At 36.3% G+C, this 20,491-nt stretch carries 10 protein-coding genes; all 10 read left to right on the top strand.

The window, feature by feature from the left end:
• Positions 1-196 precede the first annotated feature (196 nt).
• The 10 genes from BKM63_RS19885 (at position 197) to BKM63_RS19840 (ending at position 20,464) form a co-directional block, all read left to right on the top strand.
• On the top strand, positions 197-1,630 hold the full coding sequence (locus BKM63_RS19885; protein WP_071638322.1) for a sialate O-acetylesterase: 1,434 nt from the start codon (positions 197-199) through the stop codon (positions 1,628-1,630).
• Positions 1,631-1,845: 215 nt separating this feature from the next.
• Complete coding sequence (locus BKM63_RS19880; RefSeq protein ID WP_071638321.1) at positions 1,846-4,176, top strand: DUF5703 domain-containing protein; 2,331 nt, start codon at positions 1,846-1,848, stop codon at positions 4,174-4,176.
• A gap of 16 nt (positions 4,177-4,192) precedes the next feature.
• On the top strand, positions 4,193-6,652 hold the full coding sequence (locus tag BKM63_RS19875) for a pectate lyase family protein (protein WP_071638320.1): 2,460 nt from the start codon (positions 4,193-4,195) through the stop codon (positions 6,650-6,652).
• A gap of 122 nt (positions 6,653-6,774) precedes the next feature.
• Positions 6,775-8,799, top strand: a complete 2,025-nt coding sequence (locus tag BKM63_RS19870) for an aceric acid hydrolase (protein WP_071638494.1) — start codon at positions 6,775-6,777, stop codon at positions 8,797-8,799.
• 215 nt (positions 8,800-9,014) lie between these two features.
• On the top strand, positions 9,015-10,007 hold the full coding sequence (locus BKM63_RS19865) for a pectinesterase family protein (protein WP_071638493.1): 993 nt from the start codon (positions 9,015-9,017) through the stop codon (positions 10,005-10,007).
• A gap of 671 nt (positions 10,008-10,678) precedes the next feature.
• Entirely contained in the window at positions 10,679-14,050 is a 3,372-nt protein-coding gene (locus BKM63_RS19860; protein ID WP_071638319.1) for a SusC/RagA family TonB-linked outer membrane protein, read from the top strand.
• A gap of 13 nt (positions 14,051-14,063) precedes the next feature.
• Positions 14,064-16,064 carry a RagB/SusD family nutrient uptake outer membrane protein gene (locus tag BKM63_RS19855; protein WP_071638318.1) on the top strand — a complete coding sequence of 667 codons (2,001 nt, stop codon included), beginning with the start codon at positions 14,064-14,066 and terminating at the stop codon, positions 16,062-16,064.
• Positions 16,065-16,163: 99 nt separating this feature from the next.
• Complete coding sequence (locus BKM63_RS19850) at positions 16,164-17,873, top strand: polysaccharide lyase (protein ID WP_071638317.1); 1,710 nt, start codon at positions 16,164-16,166, stop codon at positions 17,871-17,873.
• A 140-nt stretch (positions 17,874-18,013) separates the two neighbouring features.
• Positions 18,014-18,703 (top strand): DUF3826 domain-containing protein, encoded by a 690-nt coding sequence (locus BKM63_RS19845; RefSeq protein ID WP_071638316.1) that lies wholly within the window; start codon positions 18,014-18,016, stop codon positions 18,701-18,703.
• A gap of 54 nt (positions 18,704-18,757) precedes the next feature.
• Complete coding sequence (locus tag BKM63_RS19840; RefSeq protein ID WP_071638315.1) at positions 18,758-20,464, top strand: polysaccharide lyase; 1,707 nt, start codon at positions 18,758-18,760, stop codon at positions 20,462-20,464.
• Positions 20,465-20,491 lie beyond the last annotated feature (27 nt).

Below are 20,491 nucleotides of genomic sequence, written 5' to 3'. Positions count from 1 at the left end.
CCTCTGGGACTTATTTAGGAAGGTTAAAATATTTGTTTAATATTTAAAGACATGTCTTTATTTTAAAAAAGACATAACTTTTTTCGAGACAAAGACAAGCTCTGGAAGAGCGAAATAGTTATAGAAAATAATATATAAGAATAATTTAGCTCCAGAGGAGCGGCATAAATTTTTAGAATTAAAAGCATAAGGTAAAATGAAAAATTTAAAGAACATTTTTGTTGTTGTAATTGCATTTGTGGCAACCATTCAAATGAATGCCAAAATCAAACTGCCGGCATTGTTTACAGATAACATGATGCTGCAGCAAAAGTCAAGTGCACCAATTTGGGGCTGGGCAGAAAAGAACGCTAATGTTACAGTAAAAACTTTGTGGGATTCTAAAACCTACAAGTTAAAAGCAGACAACTCCGGTAAATGGAATACAGCTTTGCAAACACCGTCATTTGGTGGCCCGTTTACAATTGAAGTTGTTGAAGGAAGCGAAAAAGTAATCATTAAAAACGTTTTAATCGGCGAAGTTTGGTTGTGTTCCGGACAATCGAATATGGAAATGCCTTTAAAAGGATTTCAGGGACAACCGGTAAAAAACGGAAACGAAATCATTGTACGATCAACCAATAAAAATATTCGGTTAATCACCATTCCGCGTGCGACTGTTTTAGAACCTTTGCAGGATTTTGAAGGAAAATGGGAAGTGGCTTCGCCAAAATCAACTTCCAATTTTAGTGCAACGGCTTGGTATTTTGGTTCGCTTTTACAAGAAGTTTTAGACGTTCCGGTGGGACTGATTCATGTTTCTTACGGAGGTTCTAGCATGGAAGCGTGGATGAATCAGGAAATGCTGAAAGATTTCGCCAGCGCTAAAATTCCAACAACAAAAGAAGAATTGGCAAAAGATCCAAATCGTGTTCCAACAACTTTGTTTAACGGAATGCTTTCGCCTGTAATTGGTTACGGAATAAAAGGCTGTATCTGGTATCAGGGAGAATCGAATTACGAAAGAGCATCTGAATACACTGCTTTAATGAAAAAAATGGTTTCAAGCTGGAGAGCTTTGTGGAAACAAGGAGATTTCCCTTTTTACTACGCTCAGATAGCGCCGTTTAATTATGCCTCTTTTCATCCAAAAGATTATTTGGAGAAATACAATTCGGCTTATTTGCGAGAGGCGCAGTTTAAAGCTTCAAAGGAAATTCCGAATTCGGGAATGGCGGTTTTAATGGACGTGGGAGAAGAAAATAATATTCACCCAATGGACAAAGAAAAAGGAGGAAACCGATTGGCATTCCAGGCTTTGGCAAAAACATACGAAATCGAAGGTTTCGAATTCGAAAGTCCGAAATACAAATCAATGGAAATAAAAGACGGTTCGGTCACCGTTTCTTTTGATGATGTTGCCAACGGAATTACCTCTTATGATAAAGAAGTAACAGGTTTTGAAATAGCGGGAGAAGACAAAGTTTTCTATCCGGCAAAAACGGTAGTGAGAAGAAAATCAGTGGTTTTAACTTCGGATAAAGTAAAGAAACCAGTTGCTATTCGTTATTTATGGAAGGATTTCGCAAAAGCGGAATTGTTTAGTGCAGGCGGTTTGCCGGTTTCTTCGTTTAGAACGGATGAATGGTAATCGATTAAACCTTTTATGATATCTAAAGTCTAATAAGTTCATTTAAGTTATTTACTTGATTGGTCAAATTTTTTTTGGATTTAATCTGCCAGTAAATTAATAGCTGGCAGGTCTTTCCTAAAACACAAACAAAAAGAAATTAGAATATTCGATTAAAAATATTAATATAAAGTGGCTCTCCATTTTTAAGTAATTTTACATCTAAATAAATAAGTGTGAAAAATACAATAATTTTACTTTTTCTTTTTGCATCGCTTTTAGTTAAAGCACAAATTCCAGTGCTCGATAATTACAATCAGGTTTGGACAACGCAGAGCAATAATTCATCAGAATCAATGCCTTTGGGAGGCGGTGATATTGGTATGAATGTATGGGTAGAAAAAGGCGATTTGTATTTTTATTTTTCGCGAAGCGGTACTTTTGACGAACACAATACTTTGCTGAAATTAGGAAGGGTAAAGGTGACGCTAACACCGAATCCTTTTGAGGGAGCAGCAGGTTTTCATCAGGAATTGAAACTAAAAGACGGATATGTTTTAGTCGGGCAGAATAATACTAAAATTAAACTTTGGGTAGATGTTTTTAAACCGATAATCCACGTTGATTTAGAAAGTAAAAATGCATTAAAAATGACGGCTTCTTATGAAAGCTGGCGTTATAAAAACCGTGATTCAAAAGGAAAAGCCAATAATGCCAATTCCTATAAATGGGCGTCTCAGGGAGATATTGTGACTTATAAAGATTCGATTTCATTTGAAAATAATAGAGTTAAATTCTACCACAGAAACAGGGAAAATACCGTTTTTGATGTGGCTGTAAAACAGCAGAAAATGGAGTCGGTTAAAGACCAAATGCTGAATCCGATTTCGAATTTAACTTTCGGGGGCTTTATGACGGGCGATAATCTAAAACCTGACGGAACGTACTTAGGAAAATACCAATCGACAGATTTTAAAGGTTTTAATTTAACAAGCGTAAAGCCATCCAAAAAACATGCATTAGAAATTTATTTAAATACCAATCAATCTGATTTTTCAACTTGGGAGAATGGATTGAAAAGTCTGATTTCTGCAAACAAGAACACAGCAAAACAAGCAGAAAAAAACACGATAAAATGGTGGAATAATTTCTGGAACCGCAGTTTTATTTTTACTCAGAAAAAGCAATCGAATGCCAAAGATTCGGTTTATCAAATCGGACAGAATTATCAGCTGTTTCGATATATGCTCGGCTGTAATGCGTATGGAAAATACCCAACAAAATTCAACGGCGGATTATTTACCGTTGATCCCGTTTTTACAAATCCCGATTTAGATTTTACGCCTGATTTCAGAAATTGGGGAGGAGGAACCATGACGGCTCAAAATCAAAGATTGGTTTATTTTCCAATGGTAAAAAGCGGTGATTTTGATATGATGAAATCACAGCTGGATTATTATTTGAGTTTACAGAAAAATGCCGAATTAAGAAGCAAAGTATATTGGAATCATAATGGCGCTTCGTTTACAGAACAACTGGAAAATTTCGGATTGCCAAATCCCGCAGAATACGAATGGAAACGTCCCGCAGATTACGATCCGGGGATGGAATACAATGCGTGGCTGGAATATGAGTGGGACACGGTTTTTGAATTCTGCCAAATGATGTTGCAGCAAAAAGAATATGCTGGAGAAGACATTCAGAAATATAATGCTTTCATAATCAGTTGTCTTCGTTTTTTTGATGAACATTATCAATATTTAGCGAAGCAAAGAGGGAGAAAAGCACTGGACGGAAATGGCAAACTGGTTCTTTTTCCGGGTTCGGGAGCAGAAACGTATAAAATGGCAAATAATGCCAATAGTACCATTTCGGCTTTACAAGTTATTACAGCCAATCTTTTAAGCCTTTCTGCAAAAGAATTGTCCAAAGAAGATGCTGAATATTTAAAAGGATTTCAAAATAGAATTCCGCCTTTAAATTTCGGACAGATTGAAAATCATAAAGTTTTACTTCCTGCAAAATCTTGGGAAAGAGTGAATAATTCGGAAGTGCCGCAATTATATCCCGTTTATCCGTGGGGAATTTACGGAGTTGGAAAACCTGATTTAGAAACGGCTTTAAACACTTGGAAATACGATGCAGATGCTTTAAAATTTAGAAGTCATATTGGATGGAAACAAGACAATATTTTCGCAGCACGTTTGGGATTAACAGAAGAAGCTGCGAAATACAATACCTTAAAAATGGCGAATTCAGACCGACGTTTCCCAGCTTTTTGGGGACCAGGATTTGACTGGGTTCCAGATCATAATTGGGGCGGTTCGGGAATGATTGGAATGCAGGAAATGCTTTTGCAGGAAACTGACGGAAAAATTTATCTTTTTCCAGCCTGGCCAAAGGATTGGAACGTTCATTTTAAATTACATGCAAAACAAAATACAACGGTTGAAGCCGAACTCCTGAATGGAGAATTGAAGGTTTTAAAAGTTATTCCGGAAGAAAGAAAAAAAGACATTATAAATCTGCTTGGAAAATCTGAAACAGAAAAAACAAAATTAAACTAACTATTACCAAACAAAAATGATAAAGAAATTAATAAGCGCTGCTGTTTTGTCGCTGATTTTGACCACAAATGGGCAAGCACAATCTGCGCAGCATAAGGATAAACAAATAGTAAAAGTCGATTTTGACTTTTTTCAAAGAAGACTGGAAGAGGTTCATGATCCGAGTTATGATTCCTGGGTGATCAACGAAGGAAAAGAAGCCGAAAAATCATTTAATAATGTGTCATTTAAGTTAAAAGGAAATTTTACTTCTAAGTGGTACAAAGTTGGAATGAGCGCACCGCATTACAACAAATTAGGAAGCGACGGCTTGGTAACTTCTGAAAATTTAGAATTGAAAATCAATGGATTGAAAGCAGGAAAACATACACTTTTAACTTTTCATAACGCTTTTGATGTCATTACAGGAAAAACTTTTTCTCCGATAAAAATATTCGTAAACGGAAAACTGCAGCAAACAGTAAATGCAAGTCAGAGAGCCAATGCTAAAATCGATGCATCGATGGCGTATATCACTTTTAATGCAGAAAAAGGCAAAGATGTAATTGTTCGTTTTGAAATCGACCCAACTTCAAATCCTGATGTCGTAAAACAAATCGTGATCAATGGATTTGAAATTGACACACCAAATTTGATGAATCAGGCGCGTACTCCTGAACCAAGAAACCGTGACGAACATGTTGAAGTGGGGAAAACTCTAACTTTAAAATGGGATGCTGTAAAAAATGTGGCAGCTCATAAGTTGTATTTTGGTGAAGATAAAAATGCCGTAGAAAATGCGACAGAATCATCAAAAGAGTTCAAAGGAAAATTAGCAGATAGAAGTTTTACAGTTTCTGACTTATATTCAGGAACAACTTATTACTGGAGAGTGGATGAAGTGGATGCAAATGGCGAAGTAACTTTAGGAAATGTGTGGTCGTTCAAACCTGCACAATTGGCATTTCCGGGAGCAGAAGGCTATGGCCGCTATGCTGTTGGAGGACGCGGCGGAAAAGTAATTGAAGTAACCAATTTAAATGACGACGGACCGGGAAGTTTACGTGACGCTATCAATCAGGAAATCGGGCCGAGAACTATTGTTTTTACTGTTTCAGGAAATATAAAACTGGCTTCACGATTAGTGGCAAATCAGCCTTATATCACTATTGCGGGTCAGACAGCGCCGGGCGAAGGAATTACCATCAGCAGAGCTCCAATCGGATTGACTGGAAATGATGGTGTTGTGCGTTTCTTAAAAGTGAGAATTGGAGGCGGCACTACTTTTGACGGAATGGGATTAACGGGTGCAGATTACAGTATTATTGACCACTGTTCGATCAGCTGGACAATTGACGAATCGTTTAGTTCGCGTGGCGCCCATCATATTACTTTGCAGCGAACTTTAATTTCTGAAGCGTTGAATGTGGCAGGTCATGATAAATACGAAGCGGGAAAAATGCACGGATTTGCAGCTACAATTGGCGGCGATATTGGTAGTTTTCATCACAATTTACTGGCTCATAATTATGGTCGTAACTGGAGTATTGGCGGCGGTTTAAACGGTGACGGTTATTATACCGGCCGATTGGATATAACCAATAATGTGGTTTACAACTGGGGAAAAAGAACTACAGATGGTGGTGCAAACGAGGTGAATTTTGTAAATAATTATTACAAACCTGGAGCTTCAACTAAAATATTTGTGGCTTTAAATGCACAGCATGAAGGCGTTGGAAAAGGAATGCAGCGTTATTATTTTAACGGAAATATTATGCCCGGTTATTTTGATGAAAAATCTCAGGATAAAGGAAGAAAATCTACTATAAGCCATAATGAAAAAGTAGAATATGAAACTTTCGTAGATAAGCCATTTTTCCCTTCGTATGTAGATACACAATCTGCTAAAGCGGCTTATAAAAACGTACTTTCAGATGTTGGGGCGAATCAGCCGTTTTTTGATAAACACGATAACCGAATTATTGGTGAAACTTTAAAAGGAACTTTCACTTATAAAGGAAGTAAAAGCGGTCTGGGCGGCATGATCGATAACGAACAAGATGCAGGAGGATGGTCAAACTTTGCTTCAGAAAGACGTCCTTCAGATTGGGATACCGATCATGACGGATTGCCAAACTGGTGGGAAAAAGCTTTTGGTTTAAACGAAAATTCAAAAGCAGGAGATTTTTCAGATGCTAATCAGGATACAGATAAGGATGGTTTTACGCAATTAGACAATTATCTGGATTGGCTGTCAACGCCTCATTATTTTGTGAATTCAGGTGAAAAGCAAGTTTTAAATGCAGGAGATTTTTTCAAAGGTTATGAAAACAAACCTGTTTACACTTTCTCTGATCTTAAAAATGGAAAAGTAGTTTTAAAAGGACAAGAAATTCAGTTTGCAACCGTTGAAAAAGGATTCGCTTCTTTCGTACTAACCGTAAAAGACGCCGACGGAGATTCAATGAGCAGAACAATTAATTTCTTTGTAAAATAAATAGTAAGCCATATAAGTGATATAAGAAATTATAAGATAGACTTAATCTTATGCAGTTCAAGTTTAATAAAGTTTGTTTTAAATGAGCTTATATTGCTTATATGGTTAAAAATCATTATAAAATGAAAAATTTTTTAAATGTTTCCCTTAGTTTGTTTTTTGTTAGTTCTGGATTACTGTCGCAGAACAAAGGTTTGGTTGCGAATTCAGAAAGTCCGTATTCAAAACTGCAAAGCATTGGCTTACAAGATGTAAAATGGACAAATGGTTTCTGGAAAGAACAGTTTGATGTAGAAACCAAAAACACCCTGCCTTATATGTGGGATTTGTATCATAACGATGAGATTTCGCATGCCTACAAAAACTTCGAAATTGCAGCAGGCGTAAGCAAAGGAACATTTAAAGGTCCTTCGTTTCATGATGGTGATTTCTACAAGATTTTTGAAGGAATGGCAGCCACTTATGCCGTTACAAAAGACAAGAAACTTGATCAGGAAATGGACAAAGCTATTGCGCTTTTCGCGAAAGTACAGCGCAAAGACGGTTACATTCATACACCTGTTTTAATCGATGAACGCTGGGGAACTTTAGGGCCGGAAGAAGTAAAAAAACAATTGGGTTTTGAGAAATACAATATGGGACATTTAATGACTGCTGCCTGCATTCATTATCGTGCTACAGGAAAAACTAACTTCTTAAATATTGCAAAAGGCGTTGCCGATTTCTTATATGACTTCTACAAAAAAGCATCACCGGAACTGGCTCGAAATGCGATTTGTCCGTCACATTATATGGGAATTGTCGAAATGTACAGAACGACTAAAAATCCGAAATATCTGGAACTGGCTAATAATTTGATTGACATTAGAGGAACTACAAATGATGGAACCGACGACAATCAGGATCGCATTCCGTTTAGACAGCAGACTACTGCCATGGGTCACGCTGTAAGAGCGAATTACCTGTATGCGGGAGTTGCTGATTTATACGCCGAAACAGGAGAAAGGAAATTGTTAGACAATCTGGAATCTATTTGGGATGATGTAACGTACCGTAAAATGTACATTACAGGAGGCTGTGGTTCTTTGTACGACGGCGTTTCGCCAGACGGAACTTCTTACGATCCAACAGTAGTGCAGAAAATTCATCAGGCTTACGGCCGCCCTTTTCAATTGCCAAACGCAACGGCTCATACCGAAACCTGTGCCAATATTGGAAATGTTTTATGGAACTGGAGAATGCTTCAAATTACCGGAGATGCTAAATATGCCGATATTGTAGAGTTGGCACTTTATAATAGTGTACTTTCCGGAATGGATTTGGAAGGAGAAAAATTCCTTTACAATAATCCGCTGAATGTTTCTAATGACCTGCCGTTTCACCAAAGATGGGGAAATGAACGCGAAGGTTATATCGCCTTATCAAACTGTTGTGCGCCAAACGTAACAAGAACAGTTGCCGAAGTTGGAAATTATGCTTACAATCTTTCAAAAGAAGGTTTATATGTAAATTTGTACGGAAGTAATTCTTTGAAAACAAAATCGTTAAACGGAGAAGATATCGAAATCGAACAGCAGACGAATTATCCGTGGGATGGAAAAATAACGTTGAAAATTGTAAAGGCTCCAAAAGATCTGCAGAATTTCTTTTTAAGAATTCCGGGCTGGAGTCAGAATGCTTCGGTTTCAGTTAATAATGCAAAGAGTAATGACAAAATCCTTTCCGGCACTTATTTAAAATTAAATCAAAAATGGAAAAAAGGAGATGTGATCGAATTAGATCTCCCAATGCCGGTTGAATTAATGGAAGCCAATCCTTTGGTAGAAGAAGTTAAAAATCAAATCGCTGTAAAAAGAGGACCGCTGGTTTATTGTTTAGAATCAGATCAGCTTCCTGCAAAAACAAGTGTAAATGATATTGCTTTAAATGTGAATTCGAAATTTACCACTAACAGTTTTACATTGAATAATAGAAACTTAGTAAGCATTGATGCAGAAGCGGTTATAAAATCTGATAATTCTTGGAATAAAACATTATACAAACCGCTTAGTTCCAAAGATGCAACTGCAGTACCAGTCAAATTGATTCCGTATTTTGCATGGGGAAATAAAGGAAAAGGCGAAATGACGGTTTGGATGTCGCATTAAGTTTTGCACACAGATGAAACGGATTTACTTCGTAAAAACGCGGATTATAAACGGATTTTCTCCACAAAATTTGTCATTTCGATCCCGAGGCTTCGGGAGAGAAATCTTCGTAAGAAACTCTACATAGAAAATCGACAATCTTTGCGGAGCTGCTTATGAAGATTTGCTTCGCCTGCTCGGTATCGCTCGAAAAAATTCAATTAATAATTAAAAATATGAAATACCTAAGCGTTTTATTTTTATTTTCAACTACTTTCTTATCAGCCCAAACGCTCGATAACAAATTGTCTTTAACCGTTGCGCAAGATGGTTCAGGAGATTTTAAAACCATTCAGGAAGCGGTTAACAATGTAAAAGACAATTCAGAGAAACTTGTTGTAATAACTATAAAGCCAGGAAAGTATGTTGAGAAATTGGAGATTCCGGCTTCAAAAGCATTCATCACTTTAAAAGGAACGGATCGAAATAAAACGATTATTTCATTTGATGATTATTCGGGAAAACCGCTTCGAGAAAAAGATTCCTCAGGAAAGACCGCTTTTGGAACGGGAACTTCGTATTCATTTTTGATTAAAGGAAACGATTGTACGCTAGAAAATCTTACTGTAGAAAATACCGCAGGAAGAGTAGGGCAGGCGGTTGCGCTTCATATTAAAAGTGATCGGGTTACAGTAAAGAACTGCGATATTTTGGGAAATCAGGATACTCTTTACTTATCAGAAGGAAATACCCGCAGCTATTTTGTGAATTGTTTAATCAACGGCACAACCGATTTTATTTTCGGTGCGGCAACGGCTTATTTTTATAAATGTACCATCGAAAGTTTAATGAACTCTTATATCACAGCAGCTTCGACGCCGCAAGGACAGGCTTATGGATTTGTTTTTGTTGATTCTAAACTTACAGCCAAAGACAAATCCGTCGATAAAGTATTTTTGGGAAGACCTTGGAGGCCTTATGCTCAAACCGTTTTTATTAATACAGACTTAGGTTTGCATATTATTCCAGAGGGTTGGAATGCATGGATTGATACAAGGTTTCCTGATAAAGACAAAACGGCTTATTATGCAGAATTAGGAAGTAAGGGAGCTGGTGCAAAATATCTATCTAAAAGGGTTTCATGGTCATATCAGCTGCCAAAATCAGATAGTTCAAAATATAAAAGAGATTTGGTTTTTAATGGCTGGAATCCCGATAATAAACTCTAAAAAATAGAATATTTATACATTCCAATTGGCTTGTGAGTGCCTGACCTGACTGCAATGTTGTTGATTTTTTCCATTTAGAATTAAAATTTAGTGTATAAATTACGTTTCATTTTTTTATTGGTCAGAAATTACGTTTAAAAAAATATTTTTTTTGTGAAATATTTAAGTATTGTTTCAGGTCTCTTTCTCTTTTTAATCTTGTAAGTATTTTACTTTTAATTGCAATTTGAATGCAAAAAGTGTAAGCATTTTTTGCTGAATTACGACAAGCATAACTTCTTTAAAAACAGAGAGTCTGCGCGATATTTTGCATAAAAAAGATATAAATTTCTTTTTTGATGCACATTCTGCTGTTTTTGCCTAAAAAGCCAATCTTCTATTTGATTATACTCAAACATTTTGTTTGTTTTTTCTATTTAGCTCACTTATTCTTTCTATTTTTTATTAATATTGTTTTTTTGAGTAGTTTTTTTTTAGATAATGCCATTAAAACAGGATAGAGCAGGACGGTTGTAATGTATCATCGTTATATTTTTGGATTATAAAAAATAAATGTGTTTTTAACATTTAATTTTCTTTACTTTAAGGTTTCATTTAAATCTTGTAAAAAAGTGAGACACATTTAAACATGACTAACTAACATAATAACCTAACCAAACAAAAAAGCATTTATGAAACAAGCACTTATTAAAAGATGTAGTTTTCTTTTGTTTGCACTGATGAGTGTAATTACTTATGCTCAAACCGCAGGCACTCCAATTAAGATTACAGGTACAGTGACTGATAATACGGGATTTCTTTTACCTGGTGTAAACGTAACAGAAAAGTCATCTAAAAACACCGTGACTACAGATTACAACGGAAAGTACCAAATTACTGTAAAGCCAGGAGCAACATTAGTTTTTTCTTTTATTGGAATGAAGAAAGCAGAAATTCCTTTGGCAGGGCGTACAATTGTTAATACTAAATTACAAGAAGATGCCAATGAATTGAATGATATTGTAGTTGTAGCGTATGGTACTCAGAAAAAACAAAAAATTACTGGTGCAATTGCTACAATAAAGCCAGATGAAATTCAGGACTTACCTGTTTCAAACTTAGGTGAATCTTTAAGAGGTTTGACTCCGGGATTAAATGTTTCCGGTGGTTCAGGTCGTCCGGGAGTTGGAGCAGATGTTTCGATTCGTCAATCTTTTGGTTTTTCTAAAGATGGAAATACAACTATTCCTTTGATTGTAATTGATGACATGGTACAAATCGACCCAACAACAGGATTAGCTACTCTTGAAACATTTAACAGATTAGATCCTTCAGAAATTGAGAGTATTACAGTTTTAAAAGACGGTTCTGCTGCTATCTATGGTTCTCGTGCCTCTCAAGGAGCCATAATTGTAAAGACAAAAAGAGGTCAGGATGGTAAATTAAAGTTTAATTATTATAGTCAGTCAGCATTTAATGATGCTGTCAGCCATAGTAAAGTAATGAGCGCTTACGATCATGGAATTTGGAAAAACAGATTTTTAAATTCTAATCTAGATCCTGATAAATCAAAATACTTTTCTGCAGAAGAATTGGAGCAAATGAAAGGATTAGATTATGACTGGTTAAAAAAGGCATGGAAACCAGCTTTTCAACAAAGACATTCATTGAGTGCAAGTGGTGGAAATGATAAAGCGACCTATTTTGCAGGTGTAACTTATTTTGATCAGGGAGCAAACCTTGGTGAACAAGATTATAAAAAATGGAATTTCCGTACTGGTTTAACAGCTAAGCTGGCTAAAGATTTTGAACTTTCTGCAGCAATTTCTGCAAATACAGTTGATACTAGAAAATCATTTTCTAAAGCATCTGCAAACATCAGCGATTCAAGTTTTGGTGGAGCATCAGGTGGAGAGCAGGCAGATTATGGATATTTACTGCACATGCCAAGATATATTCCTTGGTCTACTACTGTAGAAGGGAAAGATTATTGGCTTTCTCCAATTGCCCGTACAGATCGTAATTTACAAAGCGCAAACGCAAATAATACTATAGCAGGATGGAATTATTTTGCTGCTTTAGACAGTGGTTATCAAATTGATGAAGAGTTTTCATATAATGTGAATTTATCTTTGAATTATAAAGTTCCTTTCTTAAAAGGTTTATCGCTTAAAGGAAGTTACGCAAGAACTCAGTCTAGTGCAAACTCTGAGCAGGTACAATTACCTTATGATTTAGCTAGAATTAGAAACTATGAAACAATTGGAAATCACCTTGCTAGTGCTGCTGATCCAACTATTTATAATGTTACAACTAACCCTCAGGGTGATTATGCTATAGAGACAAATATTAGAAACTCAAGAGTTTACTATAATACAGATGTTGATAAAGTCGTTCAGGCAAACTTCTTCGCTAACTATGCAAGAACTTTTGGCGATCACAGTATTGATGGAATGTTTGGTATCGAACGCTCTGAAGCTAATTTTAAAAGTGTTAGATTAGCTTACGAAGGTACTTCAAAAGATTATTTAGGAAGTAATACAACAGCAGGTACAATTACAACAAATTCACTTGCAAATAAGGGAGAGTCTGGAACATTTTCTTATTTAGGACGTGTGAATTATAGTTATAAAGACAAATATATTCTGCAATTACTTTTTAGAAGTGATGCTTCTACAAAATTTGCACCAGAAAATTATTGGGGATTTTTCCCATCAGCTCAAGTAGGTTGGGTTGTTTCAAATGAAAAATGGTTTAAAGAAGCAGTTCCTTTTATTGATAACTTAAAATTACGCTATTCTATTGGTAAAACAGGAAAAGATAATATCAAACCATGGCGCTGGCTTGTTCTTTATGATGTTATTGCTGATAAAGGAAATCAATTTGGCGGTGCAGGAGGAGTGCTTGGAGGTGCTATTACGCCAAGACCAACACCTAATCCAGATGTTAAATGGGATGCAACGCTTAAACAAAATATAGGTCTTGATATCACCATGTTAAGAAACAGACTTCAGATTACTACAGATTTTTATTATGATAAATCTACAAATATGTTAATTAGTCTTGCCGGCGAAGCAGGAACTCCTATTTCAATAGGCGGTGCTTTTGCTGAACAAAATTATGCAGATGTAAATGCTTGGGGAACAGAGGTTAGTGTGAATTGGAAAGATAAAATTAAAAAAGATTTGAGCTATAACGTAGGAATCAACTTTGGTTTCTCTGATAATGAGTACAAAAAATATCCAACAGCACCAATACAACACCCATCTTACAATACTGTTCAGGAAGGATATTCAAGCTTCTTACCAGTGTGGGGATTCAGAACATGGAAACAAACTTCTACAGGAGATGGTATTTTGCGTACAGATGAAGACGTTACTAATTACTGGAATTATCTAACGGCAAACGCAGCAGCAGTGGGAGGAGTTCCTAATTATTTAGGAATAAACAATGTGTCACAAATGAGAAAAGGAATGCTGGCTTATGAAGATGTTGGAGGCGCATATGATTCATCGACAAAGAGTCAGGCACCAGCTGATGGTCGTATCGAAAAACAATTAGATTATATTAAATTAGCGAATAGTAATAGAACCTATGGCTTTACATCGAATTTAGGATTAAATTATAAATCTTTTTATTTTAGAACTCAAATTGCTACAACTTGGGGAGGATATAATTCAATTGATTTAGTACAACAAGGAACAGGGTCTACGCAAAACGATTGGGGACACGAGACTTTTTGGAGAGATATGTACGATGCAACTGATAATCCTAACGGAAAGTATCCTAACATGGGGCAGCAGGGTACTGCTTTTGCACCATCAGATTTTTGGGAGCTTAGCAATTTTAGATGTGTAGTTAGAAATCTTACAGTAGGATTTGAATTGCCGCAAGAGCCTCTTAAAACAATTGGAGTGCAAAGAGTTACTTTAGGAGTTACAGGAAATAACCTTTGGGATTTGTATAATCCATATCCAGATCATTACCGTAATATGTACGATACTTCTTCTGCAAGATATCCTACACTTAGAACATGGTCAGTTAATTTGAATGTTACATTCTAAAATTTAAATAATTATGAAAACAAAAATTAATATATATATATCACTGGCATTTTTACTTATTGTAAGTGCTTCGTGCAGCGATAATTTTTTGGAAGAAAAAAAACAGTACAACTATTTTGATGATGAATTCTATCAGAGTGAAGAACGTGTAACCTGGTATGTAAATAATCTTTACTATGATTTCTTTGATGCCTATAAATCTCCTATGGCTACATTAGTAGGATCATTTAGTACAACACAGGCTACTTATACAGAAGAAGTAGGCGGAATATCAAATACTATTGCAGATAAAAGTTTAATTAATGCTAATTATACATGGGAGAATGCTGCTGATGCTTCTCCTTATTATGGAACTCCTTTAGGAGATGCTATTAAAAATGAGCCTTATAACAGAATTAGAGATTGTAACAGTATGCTCGAAAATATTGATACAAAAGGGGCAAACTTGTCGCAGACTTTTCGTAATCGTGTAAAAGGACAGATGTATTATTTACGTGCTATTCAGTATTTTGATTTAATGCGTACTTACGGAGGGGTTCCAATTGTAACTACTGTTGATAACGCGACTAATGATAACCCTGCAACGCAAATTCCTAGAGCTAAAGTTTCTGAAGTAGTTGCACAAATTGTAAGTGATTTAGATTTAGCCGCCAGTTTATTACCTACAGCTAATGAGTGGGGGGCAGCTGAGTATGGTCGCTATACTAAGGGAGCAGCTTTGGCTCAAAAGTCAAGAGTTTTGTTAACATATGCAAGTCCTTTATTTAATAAAAACTGGGAATCTCCAGAGCGTTGGGATGCTGCATTAAAAGCAGGTTTAGAAGCTGAAACACAATTAATGGCAGCTGGACAAAATTTATATGGAGCATCGGCAAGTGATTGGGCAAAAATGTTCTACATTTCTGATAATAGTTTCAATCCTGAAGCCATCACTGTTCGCTTATTAGCAAATGGTACTACGGCCCTTAATTCAAATAATTCATGGGAAAAATCTATACGACTTGCAAGTCAAGGAGGTGCAGGAGGCAGTGGTGTTAAAGTTCCAAAAAGTATGATTGACTTATTTCCTATGGCTAGTGGAAAAAGACCTACTGCAGCAAATAATTATGATCCATTCTTATTTTTTAAAGATCGTGATCCTCGTTTTTATAGAACTTTTGCATTTTCTGGAAGCTACTGGCCATATACTAATAGTACTCCTACTACAGCAAGTCAGCCTACTGTTTGGGCGTATCGCTGGTCTGCTCCCGCGGCTAATACTTACGGTTTTAGTATGGGTAATGATGTGCCGAGCCCTGCTTTTGTTCGTAAAATGTCAAGCCCTACGGTTGGGAATGCAAGTAATTTCCAATATTCAGGTACAGATATTATCGATTACCGTTTCGCTGAGTTATTGTTAAACATTGCAGAATGTTATGCAGCATTAGGCCAGACAAATAATACAATTGCTTATTTAGGAAGAATTAGAAATCGTGTTGGAATCAAACCAGCAGATAATTACGGAATAGGAACTTTAGGAACTAAATACGAAGCTATTGAAGCAGTTTTATATGAGCGTAGAGTAGAATTAGCGTATGAAGGTAAACGTTTCTGGGATATACAAAGATGGATGCTGTACAGTAATGATGCGGGAACTTGTTCAAAACTGGGAGTAACGCCTCTTAATGGTACACAACGTGTTGGTAATTATTTACATTACAAAATTGGTACAAGCCCTGTTAATACAGATCCTTTAACTTCGTCTCGTGCTTCTATCTCAGTAGACCCGGATGCAGCAAATTTTGACGCACAGATTACAGCTTTAGCTGCTTTTTATACGGCAAATTTTGAGTTACGTTCTCCTCCAACTCCTATGGATAATATTGGCGGACAACCTGCTTCAATAAATTGGAGACAGAATTATTATATTCAGGGACTAAGCCAGGCTGTATTAGCACAAAATCCGTGGTTAACACAAACTGTTGGATGGAAAGATGCAAATGGTGCTTCTGGTACTTATGATTATCAAGAATAAATTTTAAAGTTAAAAGAAAATTACATAAAAGAAATCACCTGTATTCTTAAAAAAGTACAGGTGATTTGTTTAAAAAGAATTACCAAAAGAAAAATTAACATGAAAAATTCCGCATTATTTATCGCATCTCTGCTTTTTTTGGGAAGTGCAAAATGTTTTGCTCAATATCCGAAGATAAGTCCAGAAGTTCAGGCGCAGGAAAAAGCAATTAAAGAAGAAGCTGCAAGACTTTCTGACGAAGCTTGGGCCAAAGCTTTAGTGATTATTGAAGAAGAAGCAAAGCATGGAAAACCATATATTCCGTGGGCATCTCGTCCAACAGATTTACCTCAGGCAGAAATTCCTGCTTTTCCGGGAGCTGAAGGAGGAGGAATGTACACATTTGGTGGTCGCGGAGGAAATGTATACACCGTTACAAGTTTAGAAGATCGCGGACCAGGTACTTTGCGTGAAGCCTGCGAAAAAGGAGGAGCAAGAATTGTAGTATTTAATGTAGCTGGAATTATCAGACTTAAAAGCCCATTAATCATTCGTGCACCTTACATTACAATCGCTGGACAAACTGCACCAGGTGATGGTATTTGTATCGCCGGAGAGTCAACTTGGATTGATACGCATGACGTAATTATCAGACACGTACGTTTCCGTCGCGGAGAAACTTTCGTAGGTCGTCGTGATGATGCTATTGGAGGAAATCCCGTTGGAAATATCATGATCGATCACGTTTCTGCAACTTGGGGATTAGACGAAAATATGTCAATCTACAGACACATGTACAATCCGGGACCGGGGTATCCAGACATCAAAGTTGGAACTGTAAATATTACAATTCAAAACAGTTTATTTGGAGAAGCATTAGACACTTACAACCATGCTTTCGGAAGTACTTTAGGTGGAGAAAACTGCTCTTTCATGAGAAATATGTGGGCAAATAATGCCGGTAGAAACCCTTCAATTGGGTGGAACGGAATTTTCAATTTTGTAAATAACGTTGTTTTTAACTGGTACAACAGATCAACAGATGGTGGAGATTACACCGCAAATTACAACATCATTAATAACTTTTACAAACCAGGTCCGGTTACTGATTTAACGCAGCCAATCAGCTATAGAATCTTGAAACCAGAATCAGGAAGAAGCAAATTGCCGTACATGGTTTTCGGTCGTGCGTATGTAAACGGAAACGTGGTTAACAACAACGAAAAAGTAACTAAAGACAACTGGGACGGCGGAATTCAGCTTGAAAACAAGAAAGGTGAATTGATGACGTACGATGAAGCAAAAGAATATTTTGCAAAAATGAAAAGCGACAAACCATTCCCAATGCCTTGGTTCAATAAATTCATGACTGCAGAAGAATCTTATGAGTTTGTTCTTAAAAATGTTGGAGCAACATTGCCAATTAGAGATAAAGTTGACGAAAGAATCGTAAGAACTGTAAAAACGGGAGTTCCTGAATATGCAAAAGGATTAGAGAAAAAAGAATTCTATCAATTCGAACACAGACGTTTACCGATGGATTCTTATAAAAAAGGAATCATTACAGATATTTCTCAAGTTGGAGGATATCCTGAATACAAGGGAAAACCTTATTTAGATACAGACAAAGACGGTATGCCGGATGCATGGGAGAAAAAATACGGTTTAAATCCAAACGATCCATCTGATGCAAAAGGAGATTTAAACGGAGACGGATACTCGAATATTGAAGATTACATCAATGGCGTAAACCCGGCAATAAAAGTAAACTGGAAAGATTTAGCTAATAACAAAGAAACTTTAGTTAGACCTTTACTAGATTTAAAATAAGAAACATCAGAATAAAAATCTACAAATCTGCTAAATCTGCGAGAAAAAAATTAGCCCGCAGATTTAGCAGATTAGTTAGCAAGATTAAAAAATAAAGCCTTTAAGAATCTCTAAGATTTTTTCAAATAAATAAAAATATCATGGCACTAAATAGAATAAATATTGGTCTATTATCGCTTGTTTTTGCCTTTTCAACTTTAAGTGCGCAGCAGCATTTAGATCCTGAATATGTTAAAGTTACAAACGAAAGAGCTGCAAAAATTGTAACGAAATTAGATTTAAAAAACGAGGCAAAGGAAAAAGCAGTTTCAAATATTATTGCACAGCAGTTTAGAGATTTAACTGAAATTCAAGATGGAAGAGATGCAGAAATCAAAAAAGTAAAAGAAGATACTGCTTTAGCCAAAGAAAAACAAAACGAGAAGATTGATAAACTGAAATCAAAAGCAGATGAATCAATTGCAAAATTGCACAAATCTTACCTTAAAAAATTAGGTAAAGAATTGTCAGAAGAAAAAATTACTGAAGTTAAAGACGGAATGACTTACGGCGTGCTTCCTATAACTGTTGCAGGTTATAACGATATGCTTCCAAATTTAACGGCAGAACAAAAAGACTATATCTACAAAGCTTTAGTAGAAGCAAGAGAACATGCCATGGACGGTGGTTCATCTAAAGAAAAGCACGGCTGGTTTGGTAAATATAAAGGAAGAATCAACAACTATTTATCAAAACAAGGTTACGATCTAAACAAAGAAAGTAAAGACTGGCACGAACGTGTTGAGCAGAGAGAAAAGAATAAAGTAAAAGATTCGACTGCAAAAGAATAATTTTTTCCATCAAATTTTCTATTACAACTATTAACTACAACCACACACAATTCAATGCATACTATTTTCCCCAACCGTACTTTAAAAAGAACATTTATGGCGTTGTCATTTTGTTCTCTTGTATCATCTGCTTATGCGCAATATCCTGTAATTCCAAAACCAGTTCAGGAAAAAGCAGATGCAGTTTTAGCAGATGAAGAAAAAAGACTAAACGAAATCTGGACAAGCAACTATCATATTATTCAGGAGCAGGCAAAACAAGGAAAGCCTTATTTACCTTGGGCATCTTATCCTAAAGATTTTGTTCAGGCAGATATTCCGGCTTTTCCGGGTGCTGAAGGGGGTGGAGCATACACACAAGGCGGACGTGGCGGAAAAATATTTGTAGTTACCAGTTTAGAAGACAGCGGAAAAGGAACTTTTCGTGAAGCCTGCGAAGCGGTTGGAGCAAGAACCATTGTTTTTAATGTTTCGGGAATTATTCAATTGAAAAAAAGAATCAGCATGAGAGCGCCTTACGTTACAATTGCCGGGCAGACTGCACCGGGTGACGGAATTTGCATCGCTGGAGAAACTTTAGAAATTGATACTCATGACGTTATTATCAGACACATGCGTTTTAGACGCGGTGCAACCGAAGTAACAAGAAGAGATGATGCATTAGGCGGAAATCCGATGGGAAATATTATCGTAGACCACTGCTCAGTAAGCTGGGGATTAGACGAGAATATTTCGCTATACAGACATCAATTCGCAGCTAATGCAAAATCAAAACTGGAGAAATTACCAGCTTGTAACATCACCATTCAAAATACCATTTCTTCGGAAGGTTTAGATACTTATAATCACGCTTTTGGAAGTACAATCGGCGGATTAAACAGTACGTTTATGCGAAATTTATGGGCAGATAACATTTCAAGAAATGCTTCTATCGGAATGTACGGCGATTTTAATTTCGTCAATAACGTAGTATTCAATTGGTGGAATCGTACCCTTGACGGAGGTGATTACCGTTCGATGCTGAATATCATCAATAATTACTTCAAACCAGGTCCAATAACACCAGCAGATCAGCCAATTCGTTACAGAATTGTAAAACCAGAATCTGGCTACATTGAGCCAAAACAATACGGAAGAGCTTATGTTTCAGGTAACTTTATCGTGGGTTCTCCAGAAGTTACAGCAGATAACTGGAATGGCGGTGTACAATTAGAAGATCTTCCGGAAGCGCAAACAAAAGATTTTTTAGCTGCAATAAAACAGCCAAAACCTTTCTCAATGCCAAAGTTTAATATCATGCCGGCACAGGAAGCGTATGATTTTGTTTTGACGAATGTGGGAGCAACAATTCCGAAAAGAGATGCAGTTGACGAAAGAATCATCAAACAAGTCCGCACAGGAAAAATTGAAGTAAAAGACGGTTTAGAAAACGCAATTGGAAAAGAATACATTAAAAGAAGACTGCCTGCAGATTCTTATAAAAAAGGAATTATAACGCATCCTGACCAAGTGGGAGGTTATCCAAAGTACAAAGGAAAAGCATACAAAGATTCTGATAATGACGGAATTCCGGATGCATGGGAGAAAAAATTTGGGTTAAACCCGAATGATGCTTCAGATGCGGTTAAAGATTCAAACGGAGACGGATATACAAACATCGAGAAATATTTTAACGGAATCGATCCAAACAATAAAATTGACTGGACAAAAACCGAAAATAACACGGATACATTGGCGAAATTAAAAGGATTATTACAATAAAGTCTTAAATTTAGTCACTAGATTATT

Origin of the sequence: Flavobacterium johnsoniae (assembly GCF_001879205.1) — a bacterium.
Lineage (GTDB): Bacteria > Bacteroidota > Bacteroidia > Flavobacteriales > Flavobacteriaceae > Flavobacterium > Flavobacterium johnsoniae_A.
Note: the sequence above shows the minus strand (reverse complement) of the source record. Positions and strands in the feature narration are given on the sequence as shown.